We start from the raw sequence: 23,902 nt of genomic DNA on the forward strand, positions 1-23,902 counted from the left end.
TACTTTATTAATAAAGGTTTATATAAGATTTTACTTGTTCATTAGTTTGTTAATTGATGTTGCTTATTATTGTTAGTAAGTACCTTTTTGGCTTTTACACAAAGTTATCAATATAGTTACTAACATTATCAACAGTTATTATAAACACTCTGTGAACAACTTGTTGTTAATAACTTTATTTGCATTTAAGAGCTTTTTTACTTTGTTTAAATATTTAAAGAAAATGCCCTTTCTCTCTTATTTAGTTATAAACTGATTTAGCTATATAAATAGAGCGGAGTAATTTTTTAGTAATATATAATATACGGATAAAAGATGCTTTTAATTAAAGAACTGAATAAAGATAAAGTCGGTGATAAAATCACTTTGGCTGGTTGGTTAAGAACAAAAAGAGATTCTAAAGGTGGATTTTCTTTTTTAGAAATTAATGATGGTTCTACTTTTACAGGGATTCAGGTAGTAGCAGATGATAATTTAGATAACTATTCAGATATAAAATCACTTCATACGGGAGCTTCTCTTAAGGTATCAGGTAAGTTAGTTGAATCACCTGGAGCCAAACAAGCGTATGAACTTCAGGCAGATAATGTAGTTATTTACGGAAATACAGATCAAAGCTATTTATTGCAGAAAGGAAGAATCAATTTCGAAACTTTACGGGAATCAGCTCATTTACGCTGTCGAACCAATAGTATCGGTGCGGTAATGAGAGTAAGAAATGTATTAAGTAAGGCAACACATGATTTCTTCCAAAGTCGCCATTTTTTAAATTTACATACCCCCATAATAACGGCATCGGATTGTGAAGGTGCAGGAGAAATGTTTCAAGTAACAACTTTGGATTTGGATAAATTGCCAAAAACAGATTTGGATAAGGTTGATTACAAAAAAGATTTCTTTGGTAAACAAACTCACCTCACTGTGAGTGGCCAATTAAATGGGGAATCATATGCTTGCGGTATGGGGCGTATTTATACTTTTGGTCCAACTTTCAGGGCTGAAAACTCAAACACATCTCGTCATTTGAGTGAGTTCTGGATGGTAGAACCCGAGGCAGCTTTTTTTGAACTTAAAGAAAATGCTGATTTAGCAAGGGATTATTTAAAGTATTGTTTTAAAAGTGTTGTGGAAAATGCTGAAGAAGACCTAAAGTTTTTTGATCAACGTATTGAGAAGGGAATTATTTCTAAATTAGAACTTCTCTCAGAAGCTGAATTCACTCGAATTACTTATACTGAAGCCGTGAAAATTCTCGAAAAATCTAGTGTTAAATTCGAGTTTCCTGTAAAATGGGGAATAGATCTTCAAAGTGAACACGAAAGATTTTTGACTGAAAAAGTATTTAAGCAGCCAGTTATTGTGACTGATTATCCTAAAGATATAAAAGCCTTCTATATGAAACTTAATGATGATGAAAAAACAGTCCGAGCAATGGATGTACTTTGTCCTCAAATAGGTGAAATTATAGGCGGAAGTCAAAGAGAAGAAAATCTGGATGTATTATTAGCGAGAATGAAAAATTTAGAGATAGATCCACAAGATTATTCTTGGTACTTGGATTTACGCCGTTATGGTTCAGTTCCTCATTCAGGTTTCGGCTTGGGCTTTGAAAGATTGGTTCAGTTTTGTACTGGTATGAGTAATATTCGCGATGTCATACCTTTTCCTCGTACACCAAAAAACGCCAAATTTTAATAAAGTTATATAATATGAATACAAGGAAAGTCATTTGAATAAAAATTTAGTAGATATGAAGGCTTGGTTAAAGAACTACCCCTTACAAGCAAGTTTATTTCTTTTGGCTTTCTTAGCTTATCCTTTGGTTATTATATCACCCCAAGGAACAACTCTATTTCGAGAAGTATTTCTTTTTCGTCTTCCCGTAGAGTTATTAATGTCTGGCCTGAGTTTGTCGTGGATCATAAAAAATAGCGATAAGTTTAAATTAAAGTCATTTTCTTCTTACATGACGATGATCTTTGTGGGCTCAGCCTTATTAAGTTTTCTTCTTAATAAAGCTCATGGTGCTGATTTATTAATAAGTCTAAACTTTATATTAGTGATGAACTGCGTTGCAGCAGCTTTTAATAATGAAGATAATCGTCGAGGCGGTTTATTTTTTGTTTCCCTGCTCTTTTCAGTCATTCTATTTATTAACTTAATTCATTATTATTGCTTCAATTCATTTTATGGAATAGCGGGTAACCCCAATTGGTTTTCGGCAATTTTGTGTATGACTTTACCTTTCTTTATCTATATGATTTTTTCATTAGTAAAGAATAATTATTTGAAATATGGAAGTCTAATAATTGTTTGTTCTTTGACTTTAAAAGCCTTATTAGCAGCTTCTTCTCGAGCGAGTTACCTAGCAATTATAATTGTGATTTTACTCTTTATATCGAGAAAATTAAAGATAAGAAACAAGCTCTTAATTTTATTGTTTTTATTTTTAGTTCCCCTTATTGCGACAAAACTATTTCCTCAAAAATACGAGAAATTTTTAATCAATGATATAAGGAAAGAATTGTGGACGAGTTCAGCTCACGTCATTAAAGATAATTTGCTTGGTGTAGGTCAAAATAACTTTAAAAAAGCTTTTCCTATTTATGCTCAAGAAGGATATAAAAAGCATATAATTAATTCAGATGAAACCACTCATCCTCACAATCAATTTATGCTTATAGCGATAGAAAATGGTTTATTAGCAAGTCTTGCATTAATGTTGATTTGCTTATTTTTACTCAATAGAGCCGCTAAAGCAGATAGAGATGAATGGCCTTTTTTAGCAGCTTTCACTATTTTGTTAATTCAGGGTTTCTTTGATAAAGCTTTAGTTATGCCCCCTACTTCTATGGCTTTTGCTTTGTGTGCAGCTTATTTATGGAGAAACGAGGTACAATTTAAAGTATGTGATGGATGTCCCAATAGAAAAAAATACTTAGTTTATATATCCTCCTTATTTTCATTACTTATTATTGTTATGGTAGCTAGAGATTTGATAGGACAAATTAAATACCGTGAAGGATATATAGCCTTTAAAAGTAATAAAAAAGACCGTTTTCCACAAGCAAAAAAAGATTTAGAAGATGCTGTGAAATATAAGTCGAGAGATCTAGACTTTAAATACACACTTATGAGAGCTTATGAGCAATCTTTGAACCTTCCTAATGAAGCTTTAAAAGAGTCCTTAGAAATAGATAAAATGGCTCCTCATTACAAAAGAATTAATAGACATTTAGCGAATATAAATAGTCAATTAAACAATAAAAATGAAGCCGAACTCTATAGCGAAAAAGATCTAATAGATTTTCCCTGGGATGTCAATTCTTTAATTGATTTAATAAACCTTAAAATAAGTTTGGGGAAAAGCTCTGAAATATTCCCTCTTGTTAATAATCTCGACCAAATTTATGAAGATAGGTTTATAGCTTACGCTAAATACTATTATGCTGACTTAAAAGAATTTAGGTCAAAATGGTTAAATCAAAAAACTTTTAAAGAATGGTATAACTTTACGGATATCCGATTAAGAGGCGCACAGTATAATGATACTCAAGATAAGTTCTTCAATAATATAAATAAGTATCCTGAATTAGCTTCTTATTATAGCTATGGTTTTAATAAACTAGATGCTGAATTTTGGCTAGAAATGCAGCAAATAAATCAGCTTTATTCTAATAAGAATAGGATTCAAATTTTTGAAGAATTCAAAAATAAATACACTATCAATGATGAACTTAAATATAGTTCACCAAAAGAGTCTTTGAAATTAAAAAGTTTATCTTCAATTTCTTACTATTCTTTACTATCAGTTATTCTTCGTCAGAGAGATATAAAGAGCTCCTTGATTATGAAAGAAAATAAGTGTGAAGGTTTGGTATTTATCGATCAAGAAAAATTAAAAGTTTTCGATTTTAAAGGGATACGAGATTTTAATACTGTAAGTGAAAAAGTTGAGCTTTATAGCTTTTACTACCCACAAAATTGTGCTCTAAGAAATTACATGTTATCCACTACTTTAAATAGTGATGGGAATTTTTATACTTTATCAGTTTGGCCTATAATTGATATAATTGAGTTCAATAATTTGAGTGGACTTCGAGTGAAAGGAGTTCTACCTCATCCTTTTGCTGAAATGAATAATAAACTCAAATAGATAAATGTTTTGGAATAAAAACAAATTTTTACTTTCTGATGCTCATTGTCATTTATTAGATTTTGAAGAATTACCAGAAGTCGAAATTCCAACGTTTTGTGTGACCACACGACCAGAGCAATTTTGCGAAGCTCGCAAATTAGCAGCAAACAATTCTTTAATTAGAGCGGGTTTGGGTTTATTCCCACTTTATATAAAAGATGAAGAAGAGGATATATTAGCCTTTGAAAAACAATTAAAAGAAACGCATTTTATTGGCGAAGTTGGTTTAGATTTTACAGTGGACGAAAACGAGCAAGAAAAACAAATTCGCATTTTTGAAAAAATTCTAGATTTGGCTGAAGCTAAAGGTAATTGTGTTTTATCACTTCATTCACGACGCTCTGCAGAGCAAGTAATGAAGATGATAAAAAGCAGAAAAGCTACTTTTATATTGCATTGGTATTCAGGTCCAATTGAACTTCTGGATGAGCTAAGTGACAATATATATTTATCTTTAAATCCGGCGATGATAAAATCACGAACGGGAAAGAAGGTTTTGAGAACAATTGATTTGCAGCACATTTTATTGGAATCTGATGCACCTTATGTAAAAATGAATGATGGTCAAAGTGGTTCATTTTTAAGCACTCGTTTAGTGGATACTTTATCAATACTTAGAGCTAAACCAGCAGCAGAAATATTGAAAATAATCAATAAAAATTACAATGATATTTTTAAATAAATTTACTGATTTTCGAAAAGCTTAAGGTTTTTTTGACCCTAACTAACAAGTTTTATCTTGTGTGCTAAATTACGCGCGAATTTTTTATAAGCGTAAGGAAAGTAATATGTTGAGTTCAAAAGAGATTAGACAAAGTTTTTTTGATTATTTTCAATCTAAAAAACACAGCTTGGTATCGTCGGCAAGTTTAATGCCAGATAGCCCCAACCTCTTGTTTACAAATGCAGGTATGAATCAGTTTGTTCCCATTTTTTTGGGAGAGAAAAAATGTCCCTATACTCCTGGTCGTGCCGTTGATACACAAAAGTGTATTCGTGCTGGTGGTAAGCACAATGATTTAGAAGATGTGGGAATGGATACTTATCACCATACATTTTTTGAGATGTTGGGAAATTGGTCCTTTAATGACTACTTTAAAAAAGAAGCTATTGAATACGCTTGGGAATACTTAACTAAAGTATGTAAGATTCCAAAAGAAAGACTTTACGCAACGGTTTATAGTCCTGACAAATCAATTGGTGATCCAGCTGATTTCGATCAAGAAGCATATGATATTTGGGCTGAAATTTTCAAAGCAGATGGTTTAGATCCTGCAGTCCATATTGTTAATGGCAATAAAGCAGACAACTTTTGGATGATGGGTGAAACCGGTCCTTGTGGTCCTTGCACAGAACTTCATATTGATCTCACTCCAGAGGGTGATACTAAGGGTTCCTTAGTCAATATGGATACAGATAAATGTATCGAAATTTGGAATTTGGTTTTCATTCAAATGAACGCTAATCCCGATGGTTCTTTTTCTGAACTACCGACAAAAAATATCGATACGGGAATGGGCTTTGAACGTTTAGCTTCAATTATTTTAAATACTAAAAAGTTCAGTGATTTTAGCGGAATAATATCTAATTATGAAACGGATATATTTACTCCCATTTTTAATAAATTAAGTGAAATATCTGGTGAAAAATATACTTCTACTCTTCCTCAAAAAAATGAAGAAGGTAATTTTGTAGCCGCAAATGATCAAGAAATGGTTGATATTGCCTTTCGCGTTATAGCTGATCATATTCGTACACTCTCATTTTCAATTGCCGATGGAATTCAACCAGGAAATGGCGATAGAAACTATGTATTACGTCGAATACTTAGACGTGCAGTTCGCTATGGTAGAACAATAGGTTTAAGTAAACCTTTCTTTTATCAATTAGTTGATACACTAGCCGATCAAATGGGCGAAATTTTCCCTGAATTAGCTAAAGGTCGTCAACATATTAAAACTGTTATAAAAAGTGAAGAAGAAGCTTTTAATAGAACTTTAGATCGTGGCATTAATCTTTTTGAAACTGAAATAGCTAAACTCTCAAAAGGCGATTGTATTTCAGGTGCTTTTGCTTTCCGTTTAGCAGATGAACAGGGTTTCCCACTTGATTTAACAGAGCTTATGGCCCGAGAACAAGGTTTTAAAGTTGATGTTGCAGGTTTTGAAAAACTCATGGATGAGCAAAGAAATCGTGCTCGTGCAGCGCAAAAGAAAGAAATTATTTCTTTATCAGAAATCAAAACTTCTGAGCCAACTAAATTTTTAGCTTATCAAAAAGAAAGCTCAAATGAGGCCCAAGTTAAAGAAGTTATAAAAATGAAAAATGGCTTAGCAGTGATTTTTGATTCATCAGTTTGTTATCCTGAAATGGGTGGTCAGCTTGGTGATAGCGGAACAATTGCTGCCGGTGGAAAACTTTATACGATTAGAGATACTCAAAAAAGTGGTGATGCCACACTTCATTACTTAGAAGGTGATGAAGCCCCTGAAGAAGGTGAATATGTAGTAGTCTCTTATGATGTTGAACGTCGTAATAAAATCAGAAGAAATCACACAGCAACTCACTTACTTCACAAAGCACTACAAGATTTATTAGGTGAGCATGTAGAACAGAAAGGTTCTTTAGTGGCTGCTGATTATTTGCGTTTTGATTTTTCTCATCACCAAGGTTTAAAAGCTAAAGAAATTGAGAAATTAGAAATTCTAATAAACGAAAAAATTATTGAGAGTTCTCTTGTAGAAACTCATTTAAAAAACATTGACGAAGCCAAAGAAATGGGTGCAATGGCCCTCTTTGGTGAAAAATATGATAATGATGTTCGCGTTGTAGAAATCGGTGATTTTTCTTTGGAGCTTTGCGGTGGTACTCACGTAAGTAATACCGGAGAAATTGGTTTATTTAAAATTACTTCTGAAGGTTCTGTTTCTGCAGGTATTCGCCGTATTGAAGCTATTACCGGTATGGATGCAGTCAAAAATGCTCTTAATACTAATAAGCTTTTACAAAACTTAGCTGGCGACCTTAAGTGTAAAGTTGAATTAATACCTGAAAGACTTACTAAGCTATCCAGTAACGTTAAAAGTCTTCAAAAGGAACTAGATGAGGCTAAGTCTAAGTTAGTGGCTTTAGAAGCCGATTCTTTACTTGAGAAAGTAGAAGAAATTAACGGTATAAAAGTCCTAATGTTGAAAGTAGATAATGATGCAGATACTCTCAAAAATATGACTCATAGTCTTCGTAAAAAAATTGGTTCTGGAATTGTTGTTTTTGCTTCTTCCGCAAATGGCAAAGTCGTTTTAACTAGTGGTGTTTCGGATGACTTAACAAAAAAAGGCTTCAAAGCTGGTGAGATAGTAAGTATCGCAGCTAAACAAGTTGGTGGTGGAGGCGGTGGTGCCCCTACTTTCGCTCAAGCAGGCGGACGTATGCCCGAAGCAATTCCTTCAGCTTTTAAAGCCGTTAGAGAGCTTATAGAGAGTAAGTAAAACTGTTTTTATATAGTTAATGAAAAAGCCGAGTTATTTAACTCGGCTTTTTTGTGCTCATACAAGAATCAGCAAAGCTTTCAAATTTAGTAAGCCTGTAAGTATGGTAGCTAAACAATTGATATATGTATAATCTATATGGATCCTACCCTAGGACTTTTAAGTATACGATTATCCATTAAAAGGGGCAAAGCCCTTTAGTCGCCTGGTCAAGGATTGGCAAATCCTTGCTGGGGGAGCTAGAGGGGGACAGCGTCCCTCTCTTATGCGAAGCATCATACCCTTAATTATGGTTAATCGTGTTCAAGTATGCAATATTTGAGTGTAATACGGCCAAAGAAAAAGCCGAGTTATTCACTCGGCTTTTCAAATAATTCGATTTAGAGCTTTAGCTTAAGACTTCAGCTTTTTCATCAACAGTATTAATGAGTTTCTGATTTTTCTTTTCTAAAGACTTCTCTTTAGTTTTAAAATCTTTAACAATGATGTCGACTTTCTCTAAGTTATCGATGCCTAACTTTTCAGATACTTGTTGAAAAACAATGTCATGTAAAGTTTTAACTGTTTCAGTAACATTAGCAGCTGGAGGAACAGATATATAAACCGTGAGGTAATGGTTAGATTTCTTAGAATAAATAAAAACTTTTTGAACTTGAGCCTGAACTCGTCCAGAAAGAACTTTATTTATAAAATCGGCAATAGCTGTTTGATGAATAAGTATATCACCTCTTTCACCCTTAATATAAACGCCTTTGGGTTTTCTGTTCTTTCTAATATAAGATAGAAAACGGACGAAAATAGTAAAGGTAATTCCGCTTAAAGCCCCTAAGTAAAACTTTATTGAGGGGTCAGAAGAATTTATAAGCTTAAGGAAGCTCTGTAGCAAATCTTGCAATTAAGCTTCTTCCTCTACTTCTAATTCAGCATCTTCTACTTTGACAATATTATGGATACGAACGTTTACAGAGCAAACAGTTTGACCAGTCATATTTTTAATTGAAGAAGTAATTTTATTTTGAATATCCTCGACGATTTTAGGAATGAAAACACCATACTTAACAACAATATTAATTGTTACAGTTACGTCGGAGTTTTCTTCATCAATGCCGATGTGTATCGGACTATCGCTAGTTTTTTTACCAATTAAATTAGCAATGCCGCCAACAATACCTGAGTTAGCAAATTGAACAACTTCTTCAATTTCTAAGACAGTGCTACTAACTATTGAACTATAAACATCTTCAGAAATATGGGTACTATTTTTAACACAGTTACTAATATCTATATCATTTGTTTCAGACATGAAGAACTCCTTATTTAGCTTGGTTTGATTTTGATGATAGCTTGACCGTACTCTACAGGAGTTCCGTTATCAACTAAAATTTCAACAACAGTACCATTTACTTCAGATTTAATTTCGTTCATTACTTTCATAGCTTCAACAATACACAATGTTGAGTCTACAGTAACTTCGTCACCAACTTTTATATAAGCGGCTGAATCTGGTGAGGCGGATGCATAGAAAGTTCCAACTAATTCAGATGTGACTATATGTAGTCCTTCATCAGAATTAACAACAGGTGCAGCAGCACTTGCGGCTTGAGCTACAGGAGCAGCCATAGCTTGTACCGGAGCAGCAACAGCTCCTTTAAGAGTAATACTAAAAGCGTCGCTTTCTGTATAATCGATTTCAGATAGGTTGTATTTATCCAAAATTTCTGCGAGTTTTTCGATGTTTTCGAAGTTCAAAAGAGCTCTCCCTTTTTATAAATTTTCAGTTTAAAAACGATCTAATCTAGTATGAATATAAGTATTAATCAATCTAGTCGAAACTTATTAATTAATCTAAATCCGAAGTATAGGTGATTTTCTTGTTATTCCCTTCGTGGATATGCATGAAATAATCTTTATTTATACACTCCATTGCATGGGCATCATCTGTGACAGATAAGTTATTATCTATGACAAAATTAATAGCTTTTTTTAAGTCCTTGCAATAAAAAATTTGTGGTGTTTCTGCTGCGGTTAAATGATCTCTTTGTAGTGTGCGAACACCTTCGCTATCATTTATTTTTATGGTATCACTTACTTTCTTACAAAGTATAGCGCCTCCATGTTTATAAGCAGAGGAGAAAGTATCTTCTATGAGTTTAGAACTTATAAAAGGTCGAGCAGCATCATGAATGGCGACTAAAGCCTTTTCTGAACACTTATTGAGGCCTTTCAATACAGAGTGATAGCGTTCTTTTCCACCACAACATACCTGCACATCAGAAAAGCCATTCACTTTAAGCAATTCCTTAAATTGACTTTTATCTTTTTCTGAAGAGACGAGAACTATATTTTTGCTATCAATAACTTGAGCAAGCGCTTCTAATGAATGGAGAAAAACCTCTTTACCATCCAGTTTAACTAAGAGCTTATTACTCCCAAACCTTGAGCCTGAACCTCCACATAATAAAACAGCCGCTTTTTCCATTAGGGTTTTATTCCATATTTATTACTAATACTCTCACAAAAAGAGATATAGTTTTTACTATAACAGTAGCGATAAACATCATATAATAGACGGCGATCATAATAATTTTTAGGGTCTAACTGTATAGAAAAGAGCTTATCTTCAATGAAATCCAGAATGACTTGTTCTTCATTTTTTTCTCTCAAACAGTTAAAAATTTTATATCTTAATGAAGCTTCATAAATTTTATTAGGAGGTAAATTTTTATATATACTTAAAGCTAGATCCAGGTGATCAACATTATTCTCTAAGCCATACAGTAAAAATAAAAAATCTGCAGATTTACCAGCTATGTAGGGATTGGGGCTATTGGGGTCAAGCAATTTAGATGCCCCCGAAAAGTCAGCACTTTGACTTAAAAAGATAGAACGTAAAAATAGATGTTGTGGATATAAATATTCGTCTTCAGGAAAGTCTTTTAATAGATACTTATAATTTTTTTTGCGGAACTCTAAAATACCTTCTAAAGCTAATAGGTTTTTGTTTTCCTTATCCTCTTCGTCTAATTTTATTTCGTAGCCACTATTAAAGTCATGGTACAGAATATAGCTATGTGCCGCAGGGTTTGGGTTACTTTTCCAAATACTTAAAGCTTTTCCTTTATCGTGTTTATAAACGAGGCGACCATAATTATTTAATAGTTCTTTGTCTTGCTTATGTATATAGATTTCTAATTTCTTAATATTAGAATATGTTTCCAAATCTGTAAACTGAAGATAATTAATGTAGGAAAATAAAATTTTTCGATGCTTTAAAAGTTCTTCACGGTAGCTATAAACTAGTTCAAAACTATTCTTCTTTTGTAAACAGGAAATGAACATATAATAAAGGTATTTATCCTTTTTATAGTCTTCATATAATTGTAGAAATAGTTTAGGACTCCTTTCCATGCTGGCTTTTATAAAGTAAAAATTTTCTTGATTATTTGGATTGAGTTTTACGAGCAGACTTAAGTCTTTTTTGCTTATTTTACCTTCTTGGCTAAGTGCACTCAATTTTTCGAAGGATTGAGTATTAGTAAATGAGCTAAAAATCTTTTCAGCATACATGGCATACTTATCATCACTATAAAATGAACTCTCAAGTAGTTTTCGAATATCGAGGATTTTACAGTTGTGGACAATAAAATCTTTGATGTCTTCAGCAATCATTTCATTATGACTTTTTAATATCTTATAAGCTTCAAACAGGGCTAACCATTGATAGTTTTTATTAGCGCTTCTCAAGTCTTGGTAGTTACTAACTATAAAAGAATTAATTTCTTTTATATCTTGCTTTTGAACAAGATAATAAAGCTTATAAAAAGGACTCTCTATGGATTCAAAATCGTCTAAATTAAGTAGTCGACTTAAGTCATTATTTATATTTGTTTTTTTACTTTTCTTTATATTTATATAATCAATGAGCTTTTCATTTTGGGTGGAATTTTCTAAGTCTTCAAAATTATTGAGCGCTGTATTACAGTAGTTTTTTAAATAAGTAATATACTTGTCATCAAGGCGTGTGAGTTGAATAATTTCGAGGGATTTTTTATACTTATTTTGCCTTATTAAAGTTTTTATATAAGACCTTAAATGCTTGATATCACCACTTTTTTCCCAGTACTTTTTATAAATAATTTCTGCTTCGGCATAATTTTTATCTAGGTAAGCATAATCACTTGACCAAAGTGAACCAACAAATAAAAAGCTGTATATAATAAACTTATTCAAAACCAAGTGCTTCCATTTTTTCTTTAAGTAAAATCTGTTGAGGCTCACTTAATTTTGCGAAAATCTCACGATAAATAATAAAGCATTCGATGTATGCTAGAGTTTCGTTTTTATTAATTCTATCATAGCATTCATAAAAATCACTCAAAGCAAGGTTCTCAATACTCAAGTCCTTTAATAAGGGTGTCTTGACTAAGTTTTCATCAATGAGTAGGCTTTGCTGATTCAGTCGCGTAGAAAGGCTTTTATAAGGACTTTCATCTTCATCTACACTTACATCCAAGAGGATTTTCAGCTTATCTTTTAATAGGTCTAATTCTTTATTAGCAATGAAAAGTTCTTCATCAGCATTGATCAGTAAATAAGCTTTTCGAAATTCATTAACTAGAATTAAGTTTATCGTTTTATAATAAATGAAATCGCCAATGAACTCGGGATCATTTTCTTCTTCAGGCAATATTTCATCAAATTCTTTATCGTGTTCGTATACTGTTTTTATGATTAGGTATCTCAGGTCCTTTAATCTTTCATCCTCTACTTTCTTAGAGAGTAAATCATAATCACTTTGCTTAATTTCTGTGGCCTTCAAAGATATAATTTTTTCAATGAGCTTATAATTTTTTTGCTGGCTAAGGATTAAATCTATTTCTGCTAACATAGAAAAATAATGCTCTTCTTTCTCATATAAATCTAAAAGTTTATAGGAGTACTCAATTTCATATTCTAATTCATTGCGTTGTTCGATAAGCTTAATTAATTCAGAATTATTTATTTTTAAATCACTATTAATGAGTAAATCCATGAGCAATTTTTTTTCATTTTTATCTGATTGGGAAATCATTCTTTTTAGATAGACATAATTAGCTTTTTCATAATTATATTTGATGAATAACTTCTTTTGATTATCGCTAGTTTTAAGCGCTAAAATAAGTGAATCCATATAGGGTCGATAATGATTAAAAGCTTGGTAAATGAAGTATTCGTAGACGTATTTATCGTTAAGTTTATCTTTTAATAAGAGTGCCACTTCATCATCATTTTCAATATTTATAGACAGGTCTTTTAAGCTTTTTAGATCCTCATCAACATAATATTGTTTTTTAAAATCTGATTTATTTTCTAATAAGTTTATGTACTGATAGTAATCAAGTGCATCGATTAGTTTCTGTTTTCTAAGCTTATTAATTTGTTTAATAATTGCTGATTTATCTTTATCATAGATAAAAGCAGATATGACCTCTTCCTTTAGACTATGACTCTCGGTACTCTGTAACTTAACGTCACTAAGTTGATGGATTTTTGCATAGCCAGTAAGGCTAGTAAGAGTAATGAATATAATATTTTTTAAATGCATTTTATAAAGATAATTTTTATACTATTACATCATATAAAAAGGACTTAAACCTCATTGGTTTAAGTCCTTTCATTTTTTCTTGCTTTTGAGTAAAGTTTGTCGACTAAATTTTACCTAAGCGTTTGAGGATATTTCTAATTTCACTGGTTTCAGTTCCCTCTTCACGAGCCACTTCTTCAGCTCTAGTTTCCATATTGACTGCAACCTTTTCCATTTTTGTATTATGGTCGATTGATTTTTTGATTTTTTCTCGTGTAGTTTCTTCTGCAACACGATTGTAATCATCGACCAAGTCAGCGGGCTTTCTAGAGTATAAAAGCGACACTGTGATATGTGGCTTATCGATATTAGGGTTTCTTACAACACTGTATATAGGAGTTACTTTTTGAGCATCGAAATGGTCGAGAATATTATAAAAAACAGTGTGATCATAGTTTTCTGGTACTTCCAATAAGAAGAGTGCTTCAATGGGGACATCTGGTCTTAGCATCAGTTCATTGTAATTTTCTTCCATCTGTTCATCAAAGTAACGGTCAGGGTTATATTCAAAATCGGTAAAATAATTAAAGAATGATTTTGATTTATAGGCTTCAAAATCTTCTCTATCAATATGACCCTCTAAAAGCTCATATTGGTCCCCTTTTTCTGGGATACTATTTAAAGTTGCAAGACTATTACAAATCATTTCATTGAAGGCTTTTTCAGCCATTCGTCCTTCAAACTTACACTTATTACTAAATAAGAAGGTGTTGCCTGTGTTGGTGCTATCAACACCTTTCCATAAGGGACCCTGTAAAAATTCTATAGTGTTGTTTACGTACTCACTCGGCTCTTTCTTTGCATAGGGTAGGATAATGATAAACTGTGTTCTGTTGATATCACTAACTTTCTCTAGGGATGATACATAATTGAGTACTTGTGAAGTAATGCCATTACCTGTGCCTCCACCAGAGGATGTAATGATGGCATTGCCCTTGATAATGTCGAGTAATTGTCCTCGAACACTATTAAAAGCTGTTTTGCCGATATTAGGGTCCTTTTTTGAACCAACTAATTGTCCTTTTTCGTTGTTTGTATAAGCCAAAATACTGTTGGCTAATCCAAGCTTATGCATCTCAACTTCGGACACATTAATTACTGTTGCTTCTTTACTTAAGCCTGAGGCAAGTTTGCCGCCGGCTCCGCCGATTCCTATTATCATTTCACTGTCTCCAGGTAGTTGGATTTTAAAATATCAAATTTTTCGCCTAAACGCATAAGTGCTTTGGCACCATGTTCTGTTAAATATAGGCTCTTTCTATTACGTTGTTCTCTTAGTTCTATGAACTGTAAGTACTTGAGTGTCTCTACATATGATACAGCGCTCTGCTTCGTCCTTGTGACTCCCGACATTTTGAGGTCATCAAAGACATTAGTTATATTGTAGCCCTCGCGTTTATCTTCAGCCACCATGGTCCAATAGAGTACCAAGAAGTGTTGGTAATCAAGACCTTCTATCTGTTTTCTGTAGAGTTCATCATTCATAATAGCTTTAATCTAATCATTCTTATTTATAAGTCAATTTGTACTGTGATATAATATACTGTAGTTGAGTATAGTGTAATATAGTGTGGTTTACTATAGTTATGTATACTTTTATATTGATTTATCTGTAGGTATAAGTATATAAGAAGTTTATGTCCTTGGTTTGTTTTTGATCTATTTCTGTGTGTTTGTTATTGCTCTATTTGTAGTGTACTACTTTTGTGTTCTTGTTTTATCTATAAATATTTAACTATTAAGTTCTTATGGTTTGTTTTATTCGTCATGGTGTATACTACGGGTTATAGTGTAGTATACTACTATCAATTATAAAGGTTTATATATCCTCCAATTAAGGCTTCTAGAAACAGCCTTTAAACCGAAAAAGGTATCGCCCCTGAGTAATCTATCTGAAAAACCCATTTTTATCGATTTTATGATGGTTTCTGGCTTAAATTCAGTGTTTTAAGCGAGTTTTGCCAAAGCTCCCACCTTGGGATCTAGTAAAGACGGAGATTGGGCTAAGAAGTCTGTTTTATAAATTAACGCGATTGCCTATATGATGGGCAGGGTCTTGCTTAATGATAGGGAACTTAAGAAATCTTAACTTCGAGATGAAGTCTAAGAACCTGAGCCACGAACTTAGGTCCATGGCTCCGAGGACTCCTCTAATGGGTGGGAACTTAAGCTTATTTTATTAAATTATGTATGGGGCTCTGCCCCAAACCCTGCAAGGAGCTGCCACTCCTTGACCAGGCGGGTGGATTAAGTATGAATTGAATATAGTAAGGTACTCATTTCTGCTAAGATTTAAGTGTAGGAGTGTAGCGACAAGCGTTGGGATTCTTAAGGATGCGAAGCACCCTTGATAATCCCAACACTCGGAGTTTCGCTTCAGCGCTTACCTGAACAATCACATAATGTGTATTGAGCATGAGTTACATCTTAGATTCCCTTAAGTTCCCACTCATTAGGGCCAAGCCCCTAATCGCCCGGTCAAGGAAAGGAATTCCCCTACTGGGGAGCTCGAGGGGGACAGCGTCCCTATCGTACGGGTCACATCATGCCCTCTATTCTGGCTAATCGTTTTTTGTTTTGAGTCATATCACTTTTAAATCGTATTTCAGATGAAGAGTTAAAGCTCCCCAAAAGAAGTATCAAAATTGTGAGCCTGGAAGAATTAATGGAAATATTGTATGGTATAAAGACGACATTTTTAGAATGATAAAAATTAAGTAAATAATGAGTGAAAATATTAAAAAGTATCTCGATTTCGAATTTTATCTTAGCAAAATAAAACCAGTAGATCTACTTAATTTTAGAGTCTAAGAAAGTTATATTAACGATAAAAATATATTTCGTGATACTGCTTCAGGCTTGGATCAATCTCCTGTGTATAGCGCGACTGTATTTCACAGGAAAATCGAGAAAATTAGAGTCGCAAATTATTTTTTAAAATCTCCTGCAATTAAATTAAACTTACGCATTTTTCCCTGAAGAGTACTGGCGTGTAAACCGAGTAATGAAGCGGCGCCATCAGAGCCATAAACCTTGCCTTTACATTTCCTTAGAGCTTTGATAATTTGTTGCTGAACCGAACTGTCTAAATTGGCCGGTGGACGCCCTGCTTTGCTCTGGTTCTCTCCTTCGTTAAGGCTGGGAACTTTGAGGGTTCTACCGCGACTTGAGATAAGTGACTTTGTTAAAAATTCGCGGATTTCGCTAAAGTCATCAGACCAATTTTGTTGCATGATATACTGAGTAAAACTCGGAGTTATTTCAAGGATGGCCACGCCGATGTTATTTGCTATTTCAGCAACGAGTTCTCTAAGCAACCATAGCCAGTCATCACGTCGATCATTAAAGTTAGGAAAAGTGATGGCTGCATTTTCAAAATGTTTTTTGAGTGGGTTATTCAAGTTTTCTGATTGAGATGAAATAATAATATTTTTAGCTTCAGTATTTAGGCGGATATCGGTCTTGATTTTTTCTATTATTTTAGCGTTTACTTTGGGGTCTAATAATTCGATATTTTTAATGTATAAGCTGCCTCCATTAAGTTTGTACCAAAGCCCAGAATTATCCTCTCCAAAGATTTCTGAATAATGAATATCAATAGGGATACTCGCACAGTCAAAAACCTCTAAACGTTTGCTTACGCTACCCGACCTAGCGTGTATGTGTCGAGCGCATAGTTCGCGACCGCTTCCTGGTGTACCTATTATCCAAAATTCGGATAAACGAGGAGCTAAGATGCAAACCTGAGTCCAGAGTTCATTCATGGCGCTACTTTCGCGAATAAAGGGTTTTGCTCCCCTGATTGAATTTTCGTTTTGCAGGTCGCGAAGTTCGCTCCATGCACGCCTAGATGCCGTTGCCGTTTTGTTTAATTTTTTACTGAAAGTGAGGCTGGCAGAGGCGAGGGGACAGAGTTGTGAAAATAGCGTTTCCCAATAGGCGGCTTCTGTTTTATCAGAGAGGTATAAATTCAGGAAACCGTTGACGCCTAGTCTATCAAATAGTGGTAAGACAATGAGTTGTTCAGCACCCATTAAATAAGCTTTTCTAACCTCTATCATCTCGTCGTTTTCTTCTGTGAAATCTTCGATTACAAAGGCGGCTTCATCATCAATTAATTCTTTGGCCAGAGAGTTTTTTGTCTGCCTATCAAAAAGGCTCGAGCTGCCCTGCCCGTCTAATTTTTGATAGCAGTAAACAGGGAAGTTTTCACCATCTCGAAGGCCCCAACTGATCTCCATGAGCGGCATCGCAAAAAGTTTATTCAGGGCCTCACCGACACTCAAAGCAAAGGATTGTGGTTGCAAGTTGAATTGCAGATTCTGCAATATTTCCATGGGGATTGTTTGGTTTTTACGCACTGATTTAACCTCTAATAATAATTTAATACTTATCTATTATAAGTTAAAAACACTTAAATACAAGTGTTTAGTTAATGGTAAATGTTTTAGTTTTGACTTTAAATATGATGTTATTTTGATAAATATAGTTTTTTTAAATTATATTTTTAATTAATTAAATAATTAAGTGTTTTTTAAATTCATTCTAGAAGTTCAGTTTATTCTTGAGTAAGGGGAAATAAGCTTTAAATTTCCATAAATAAATTGAGAGAGATAAGATGAAAATAGTCGCAGACGATAGAATACCTTACCTACAGGGAGCTTTAGAAAATTTTGCAGAAGTCAAGTATATAGCAGGGGCAAAAATCAATACCCAAGATATGCTTGATGCAGATGTGTTAATTACGAGGACAAGGACTCAAGTCAATCGTGAACTACTCGAGAATTCATCCATTAAATTAGTTGTCACTGCTACAATTGGTCACGATCATATAGATAAAAAATACTTAGAGGAAAGAGGGGTGATTTGGAAAAATTGTCCAGGTTGTAATTCAGGTTCAGTAGCTACTTATATAGCATCTTTATTGGCAACAATGATGAGTGATCATGGCTTTCAAAGCAAAGGTAAAACTTTTGGTTTGGTGGGTTGTGGCAATGTTGGGAAGAGAGTTAAAAAAGTAGCTGAAGCACTCGGTATGAAAGTTCTTATTAATGATCCGCCAAGAGCTCTAGCAGAGGGCAAAGAAAATTTTTGTAATTTAGAGACGGTACTTAATCAATCAGATATTATATCTATTCACGTCCCCTATATAAGAAGTGGAGAGTACAAGACTTCGGCTTTATTTGATGATTCAAAACTCTCTCAAATGAAAGAGGGCGCATGGTTAGTAAACTCCTCACGAGGAGGAATCATCGTAGAGAATGATCTAGAAAAATACCTAGATGATAATTCTATAAATGCGGTCTTAGATGTGTGGGAAAATGAACCCAATCTAGATTTAGAATTAATGAAAAAATGTAAAGTTATTAGTTCACATATAGCGGGTTATTCTGTTGATGGAAAAGCTAATGGAACTTCCATGTCAGTAAGGCATATTGCAGAATTTTTTGACTTGAATTTAAAAGAGTGGCAGGCGACAAATTTGCCATTAGAAGACAAAAAAATACAAGTTAAAGAAGGCGAATTAGGATTAGTGAAAGCTATAAAAGAGGCCTATGATATTATGGATGATGATAAAAAATTGCGTTGCACCGCAGAAAATTTTGAAATAAATCGCGGCCAATATGAAGCCCATAGAGACTTGGCAAATTATCAATTCATTGGTGATGAAGAGAACTGCAAAAAGCTAGTAGCGATGATGCCTGAGCCTGTGATAAAGAAATGAAATTTAGAAAGCTGTATTTATATATTTCACTTATTAGTTTGCTTGTTATAAGCTCGTCATGCATCCTCATTTCTGTTGGCGCCGCTGGTGGTGGTTCATATGCTTGGTATAATGGACGAATAGAAAAAAAGTTGTACCACGATAAAGAACATGCCTACGAGATTGCCAAAGTATTTTTGGAAGGACAGGGAGCAGAAAAGCTAGTTTTCGAAGATGATAAATACCGGCTTGAAGCTAAGCTAATAGTAGAGGATGAAAAAACTAAAAAAAACACCTATTCAATAAGTTTTATATTCATTGATTATACTCCTTATAAAGTAGAAGAGGGTACTAATGTAAGTGAATCTCAGAGAAAGCGGATGACTAGAGAAAAAGGTTTAAAAACTAAATTAAGCTTTCAGTTCTCAGATGGTATCACACCGAATCAAGAAAAGGCCCGAGAGTATTTGAGTGCCTACCTAAACTTGCTTAACTAAGTAATAGAAGTTAAAATATAAGAAATTATAAAGTGAAAAAGATATGAATAAATTATTAATTATAGTACTTCTAGTATCTTCCACGATATTAAGTGCCGCGAGTAGCCGCGACTTACAAATTAGTAGAAAGACGACAGATATACTGATTCACGGAATAAAGTTTAGAAACTTTTACAAGGCCGAAGCACAAACTAAAAAGCCTCTTAAAATTAATACATTTACACGTACATCTAGTAATCCAGATATCCCCGTTAAGAGAATAGAAGCCTTTAACTTAAATGAATTATGGCTAGATGAACAATGGATCGCTACCTATAAAAATAATGGAATTGATATAAGTATTTACTCCATCAAATCTGTAAAGCCTAGTACCGAAAATGCTTTTAATGTTAATGGTGAATATTTCATTACAAAAGATATATATGAAGATATGACAAAAGCCCAAAAGCGGGATGAAAATTTTCTTAAGCAATGGTTTGAAGATTTAGAAAATAAAGAGGTTGCACTCTTTGGAAAGTTTAATAGAAGTAACCTGCCAACAGGTGTTCAATATGATTTATCTGAAAAGGTCATTGGGAAATATAGTTTTGTTTTTACCAGCAAGGATAAGCGTCAGTATTATTTAAGCATAAAGTCTACTTACGAAGATCAACGCAAATTGATGTCGGCAATTCAGAGCTTTGTTCGCTACTTCAAAATAGGAGAATCAAAAGAACTAAAGGCCATAAATCAAAACTTTTCCAGTAAGCCAAAAGGCAATAAATCGGCACAATATATGGAAACAGTTAATAGAGTTAAAAAGGAAGTGAGTGGCATGCAGAATTGGTGGTTTGCTGAAACGGAAAACTATATATTAAAATCTAACCTCAGTTCACGCAATCGCATATTAGCAAAGAAAATTCAGGTTCAAGTTGAGCAAATGCGTCATTCCTACGAGCTCTTTTTACCCGCAAATAAAGAAATAGAAGAAGTGAGTGTAATAACTATTCCCGCAACGAGAGAAGGCTACAAAGACTACGTAGGGGCCGACATGGAATGGTCCGGAGGCTTGTGGAGCCCCTCGCGCCGTGAATTGATTCTTTCGACAATGAGTAAAGAGGCGAAGTCATCTGCTAACAAAGATTGGATCTTAGATGTTTTAAATCACGAGGCCTTTCATCAGTACTTATTTTATGCCTTGGGAAAAGTGAGGGCACCGATGTGGTTTAATGAAGGCCATGCCGAAATATTTGCCCATTCAAAGATATCTTCTGGAAAACTTTACTTGGAAGAAAATAAAAGAGGTCTCACGAAATTGAGTTCTTTGCTAAAATCAGGAAAGATAGATTTCCAGGCTCATATATATGCTAACCACGAGATCTATTACGCTGACAAAGACCTTAACTACCCTCTAGGTTGGGCTTTATGCTACTACCTTCGCAAAGCGGCGCCACTTTATAAAAACCGTAATTATGTGGAAATTCTTCCTAGAACAATCAAGGCTTTACGAGAAGGTAAAAGTGCAGACGAAGCCACGAAATTGGGTTTCTATGGTATTGATATGGATATTTTCACAAAAGATTTTTGTACTTTTTGGTTCAGTAAATCAATGCGCTCCAAGGCGAGTCGAACAAAAATCCTACCAAAGAAAGTTAAATAAGGACACCACATTTATAGCGAGGTACATGGTGTTATTGGCTGGTCTTTAGCTGAGCTCAGTGGGGGAGATAAGCAATTAAGAAAATGGATTTTTCTATCGGCATTTCTTCCCGATTTAGATGCGATTAGTTATTTTTGGGGACACGATGCCTACGTGACATATCATCACGCGATTAGCCACGGCTTATTATTTTCTTTATTGTGCAGTGCTTGGGCGATTTATAGCTGTAAAAACTGTAAATGGCATAAGGTTTTTATATGGACGCAGCTAGATGCACTCCGACATTCTATGCGGCGACCTCAATCTCTATTTGACATAATAACTGGCAGATCCTTTCCAAGTTGAATCCTATGGCGCTTATGAGAGTTTCTTGACGAACCCTCTTTAAGCCACAAACGGTAAATCGCTCAAGGTTGTGATAGTTCTTCAGCTTTGAAATACCTGCTTCGGAAATTGATCGGATATTTCTCGCAAGTTGGTAGTTTTCACTCTCATAAATATCTTCTCCTAAGAGCTTCTTTCCCTTTGAGCCACTAACACTGACTAATGTCGCCCCTTTTTCGATGGCATCATCTAAATTGGCGGCAGAGCTATATCCGTCATCCACACTGATCATCATTGCGGTCTCGCCCGTCATCTTTTTATTTTCATCAAGGCAATTACTGAAGGCCTTGCTGTCACTAGTATTTCCAGATTCTAGGGTGAATGATGTCAGAAAACCATTGGCACTAAAGGCGAAATTTGGTCGGTAGCCAAATACGGTTTCTCGACCACCCTTTTTAATAAATGCTGCATCATTATCACTCATGCTGTAAATTTTCCGTGCCGTCTTCGTATCGTAGTCCTTAGGAGCCATGTTGAAGCGATGTTCAACCATCAAAACTTTATCTATGAAGCGAGATAGACATTCGTCAATCATCAGAACTTTGGCACTTTCACAGTGTTGTTTAATTTGAGGAAGAGTCTTCTCCAGGCGAATAATAAATTTTCGGCACCTCGGTAAAAGTTCTTGCGTATAAAACTTTTGCCTCATTTTTCTTGCTCCTTTTTTTCCTTTAAGCATAGAGATCTCGAAATCCAGTTTACTCATATAATCACAGTAATTTTGCAGGCGTTTGAGAGGGATCTTTCTGCGCTCAACACAGGGAAGCTGATCATGAACGTCACTGATATTTTTCATCATTTTACAACTAAGGTTCTTTAGTAATTGACTATCGACAGGCCACGCTGAATCGGCCTTAATGGCTGTAGAATCAATAATCACTGCTGAAAAATCATCCAGGCCACACTCCTTAACGCAGTTCAAAATAGCTTGATGAAAAAGATTAAGGGTCTTCTCAGAAAGAGCAGAGACTTGTTCATGAATCGTATTGCGTGAAGGGAAGCTTCCTATGCCCAAGCGCCCAATAAACTGCTGCAAGGAACTATTCTCACATAGCATACTATAGCCTCGTTCACCGTAACAATTATCATAAAAGTGACGGGCTATGAACAACGCCACCACCAATTCAGCTGGGGGGTGTTTTTGGGTAGAGCTGTTTTTAAACTCGCGGTTTCTAGTGGCGGCTCTATCTTTACTCAACTGAAGTTGATCATCTTCAATTGCCTTTTTGATCTCTTGAAATTCAGGACGAAGTATGATTTGCCCCGCAATCTTCAATGGTCCGCATAAAATTCCTATAGTTTGCCGTAATTCCTCGATGAAATATTCGGGAAAAAGAGTATCGTACATTGAAAGTCCCACTTGCTGTTATTGTCGGTGTAAGCTACTACAATATAGGCGATTAAGTGGGATTTTTTATTGGAAATTATAACTTTAAGCTATTTTTTAATAGCACTTGAGAATGATCTGTCGGAGTGCATCCAGCTAGGCTTTTTAAGCCATTATTTTGGGGACTATTTTTTCACCCAATTTCCGCTATATTATTTTTGGCCATTGAGTGATCAAGGGTTTTTATTTGATGCAGCACTACCACTGTGGCACCCCATTAATAAAGTTTTTCAGTGGTTTTCGGTATTAGCACTCATGTATTTTTCCTATAAAAATAAGAGAACGCCCATAGAAATGATCTCAGAAAAGTGGGACAAGAAAGTAATCAGTTCCTTTCAATCCTTAAAATCTCAATTTATAAAGGGTCCGAAGAAATAAAATTTCTATATTCGAAGCTGAGCATGTAATTTAATTACAAATAAACAGAAAAGGAATATAAAAATGAGCGACCACACCTATAAAAAAGTAGAAATTGTTGGGACTTCTCCAAGTAGTATAGAAGATGCCGTTAATACAGCGATAAAAAAAGCTTCAGAATCCATCCATAATATGCGCTGGTTTGAAGTGAAGGAAGTTCGTGGGAATATTGATAAAGATCATGTGGATCATTGGCAGGTGACTATGCTAGTCGGCTTTACACTAGATGATTAAGTAGATTTAGTTTATCTCTCGAGAAGGCCATCTAAGCCATTTTTTCGTAAGATACTTTTTATCCATAATTGCCATAAGAAGTAAAAGAGGAAGCCGCCAATGAAAAATGCGATATTCGCCATGATGATATAAGTATTGGCAAAAGCATCAGCAATATCATGGTGAACGGCTATATCGGCACTTATATAGATGAAAAAAGCCGATAGCGCAAACCATAGGAGGCTTAGGTTCAAACCTAAGCGCTTCAGTTTCTTTATGGTCTTTAATTTCATATTAAGTCCTCCAACTTCTTTAGATAAAATATATTTCAGCTAAAGATTGTCAAAAAACT

Annotated in this window: 20 protein-coding genes; 9 read left to right on the top strand and 11 right to left on the bottom strand. The window is 34.3% G+C overall.

Translation table 11 applies throughout. The features are described 5' to 3' along the window. Nucleotides 1-315: 315 nt before the first annotated feature. From asnS to alaS, 4 genes are all read left to right on the top strand, one after another. Entirely contained in the window at nt 316-1,695 is a 1,380-nt protein-coding gene (gene asnS / locus PQO03_RS11160; RefSeq protein WP_274150341.1) for an asparagine--tRNA ligase, read from the top strand. A gap of 34 nt (nt 1,696-1,729) precedes the next feature. After that, nucleotides 1,730-4,156 (top strand): O-antigen ligase family protein, encoded by a 2,427-nt coding sequence (locus tag PQO03_RS11165; protein WP_274150342.1) that lies wholly within the window; start codon nt 1,730-1,732, stop codon nt 4,154-4,156. A 4-nt stretch (nt 4,157-4,160) separates the two neighbouring features. Beyond that, nucleotides 4,161-4,880: a TatD family hydrolase gene (locus PQO03_RS11170; RefSeq protein ID WP_274150343.1), complete on the top strand. Its 720-nt coding sequence runs from the start codon at nt 4,161-4,163 to the stop codon at nt 4,878-4,880. A 106-nt stretch (nt 4,881-4,986) separates the two neighbouring features. Continuing rightward, a complete protein-coding gene (alaS, locus tag PQO03_RS11175) occupies nt 4,987-7,686 on the top strand; it encodes an alanine--tRNA ligase (protein ID WP_274150344.1) in 2,700 nt (899 codons plus the stop codon). Nucleotides 7,687-8,074: 388 nt separating this feature from the next. Here the strand turns inward: alaS and PQO03_RS11180 are convergent, their stop codons facing one another. From PQO03_RS11180 to PQO03_RS11220, 9 genes are all read right to left on the bottom strand, one after another. Then, nucleotides 8,075-8,581, bottom strand: coding sequence for an Asp23/Gls24 family envelope stress response protein (locus tag PQO03_RS11180; RefSeq protein WP_274150345.1), 507 nt, complete (start codon nt 8,579-8,581; stop codon nt 8,075-8,077). After that, nucleotides 8,582-8,989, bottom strand: coding sequence for an Asp23/Gls24 family envelope stress response protein (locus PQO03_RS11185; RefSeq protein ID WP_274150346.1), 408 nt, complete (start codon nt 8,987-8,989; stop codon nt 8,582-8,584). Nucleotides 8,990-9,003: 14 nt separating this feature from the next. Further along, nucleotides 9,004-9,435 carry an acetyl-CoA carboxylase biotin carboxyl carrier protein gene (gene accB, locus PQO03_RS11190; protein ID WP_274150347.1) on the bottom strand — a complete coding sequence of 144 codons (432 nt, stop codon included), beginning with the start codon at nt 9,433-9,435 and terminating at the stop codon, nt 9,004-9,006. A 91-nt stretch (nt 9,436-9,526) separates the two neighbouring features. Further along, a complete protein-coding gene (locus PQO03_RS11195; protein WP_274150348.1) occupies nt 9,527-10,165 on the bottom strand; it encodes an IspD/TarI family cytidylyltransferase in 639 nt (212 codons plus the stop codon). After that, nucleotides 10,165-11,916, bottom strand: a complete 1,752-nt coding sequence (locus tag PQO03_RS11200) for a hypothetical protein (RefSeq protein ID WP_274150349.1) — start codon at nt 11,914-11,916, stop codon at nt 10,165-10,167. The genes PQO03_RS11195 and PQO03_RS11200 overlap by 1 nt, the downstream gene beginning before the upstream one ends. Beyond that, nucleotides 11,909-13,270, bottom strand: a complete 1,362-nt coding sequence (locus PQO03_RS11205) for a hypothetical protein (RefSeq protein ID WP_274150350.1) — start codon at nt 13,268-13,270, stop codon at nt 11,909-11,911. The genes PQO03_RS11200 and PQO03_RS11205 overlap by 8 nt, the downstream gene beginning before the upstream one ends. Nucleotides 13,271-13,373: 103 nt before the next feature. Further along, complete coding sequence (locus PQO03_RS11210; protein ID WP_274150351.1) at nt 13,374-14,471, bottom strand: hypothetical protein; 1,098 nt, start codon at nt 14,469-14,471, stop codon at nt 13,374-13,376. Next, the gene (locus tag PQO03_RS11215) at nt 14,468-14,794 is read right to left on the bottom strand and encodes a hypothetical protein (protein WP_274150352.1); all 327 of its coding nucleotides are present in this window, start codon (nt 14,792-14,794) and stop codon (nt 14,468-14,470) included. Before PQO03_RS11215 ends, PQO03_RS11210 begins: the two co-directional genes overlap by 4 nt. Before the next feature lie 1,442 nt (nt 14,795-16,236). Beyond that, nucleotides 16,237-17,670: a sigma 54-interacting transcriptional regulator gene (locus PQO03_RS11220; protein ID WP_274150353.1), complete on the bottom strand. Its 1,434-nt coding sequence runs from the start codon at nt 17,668-17,670 to the stop codon at nt 16,237-16,239. A 257-nt stretch (nt 17,671-17,927) separates the two neighbouring features. Here PQO03_RS11220 and PQO03_RS11225 point away from each other — a divergent pair, with 257 nt between their 5' ends. From PQO03_RS11225 to PQO03_RS22120, 4 genes are read left to right on the top strand one after another with little or no spacing between them, the layout of a single operon-like run. Then, entirely contained in the window at nt 17,928-19,034 is a 1,107-nt protein-coding gene (locus PQO03_RS11225) for a 4-phosphoerythronate dehydrogenase (RefSeq protein ID WP_274150354.1), read from the top strand. Then, a complete protein-coding gene (locus tag PQO03_RS11230; protein ID WP_274150355.1) occupies nt 19,031-19,510 on the top strand; it encodes a DUF3568 family protein in 480 nt (159 codons plus the stop codon). The genes PQO03_RS11225 and PQO03_RS11230 overlap by 4 nt, the downstream gene beginning before the upstream one ends. Before the next feature lie 43 nt (nt 19,511-19,553). Next, the gene (locus tag PQO03_RS11235) at nt 19,554-21,149 is read left to right on the top strand and encodes a DUF1570 domain-containing protein (RefSeq protein ID WP_274150356.1); all 1,596 of its coding nucleotides are present in this window, start codon (nt 19,554-19,556) and stop codon (nt 21,147-21,149) included. Between the two features lie 33 nt (nt 21,150-21,182). Continuing rightward, nucleotides 21,183-21,494: a hypothetical protein gene (locus PQO03_RS22120; protein WP_420792868.1), complete on the top strand. Its 312-nt coding sequence runs from the start codon at nt 21,183-21,185 to the stop codon at nt 21,492-21,494. Here the strand turns inward: PQO03_RS22120 and PQO03_RS11240 are convergent. Next, nucleotides 21,436-22,881: a transposase gene (locus PQO03_RS11240; protein ID WP_274149473.1), complete on the bottom strand. Its 1,446-nt coding sequence runs from the start codon at nt 22,879-22,881 to the stop codon at nt 21,436-21,438. The two genes, PQO03_RS22120 and PQO03_RS11240, sit on opposite strands and share 59 nt — an antisense overlap. A gap of 480 nt (nt 22,882-23,361) precedes the next feature. Between PQO03_RS11240 and PQO03_RS11245 the strand changes: the two genes are divergently transcribed. Next, nucleotides 23,362-23,571, top strand: coding sequence for a dodecin (locus tag PQO03_RS11245; RefSeq protein WP_274150357.1), 210 nt, complete (start codon nt 23,362-23,364; stop codon nt 23,569-23,571). An 11-nt stretch (nt 23,572-23,582) separates the two neighbouring features. Here the strand turns inward: PQO03_RS11245 and PQO03_RS11250 are convergent, their stop codons facing one another. Next, entirely contained in the window at nt 23,583-23,843 is a 261-nt protein-coding gene (locus PQO03_RS11250; protein ID WP_274150358.1) for a hypothetical protein, read from the bottom strand. Nucleotides 23,844-23,902 lie beyond the last annotated feature (59 nt).

The organism is Lentisphaera profundi (genome assembly GCF_028728065.1).
In the GTDB taxonomy this organism is placed as follows: Bacteria; Verrucomicrobiota; Lentisphaeria; order Lentisphaerales; family Lentisphaeraceae; genus Lentisphaera; species Lentisphaera profundi.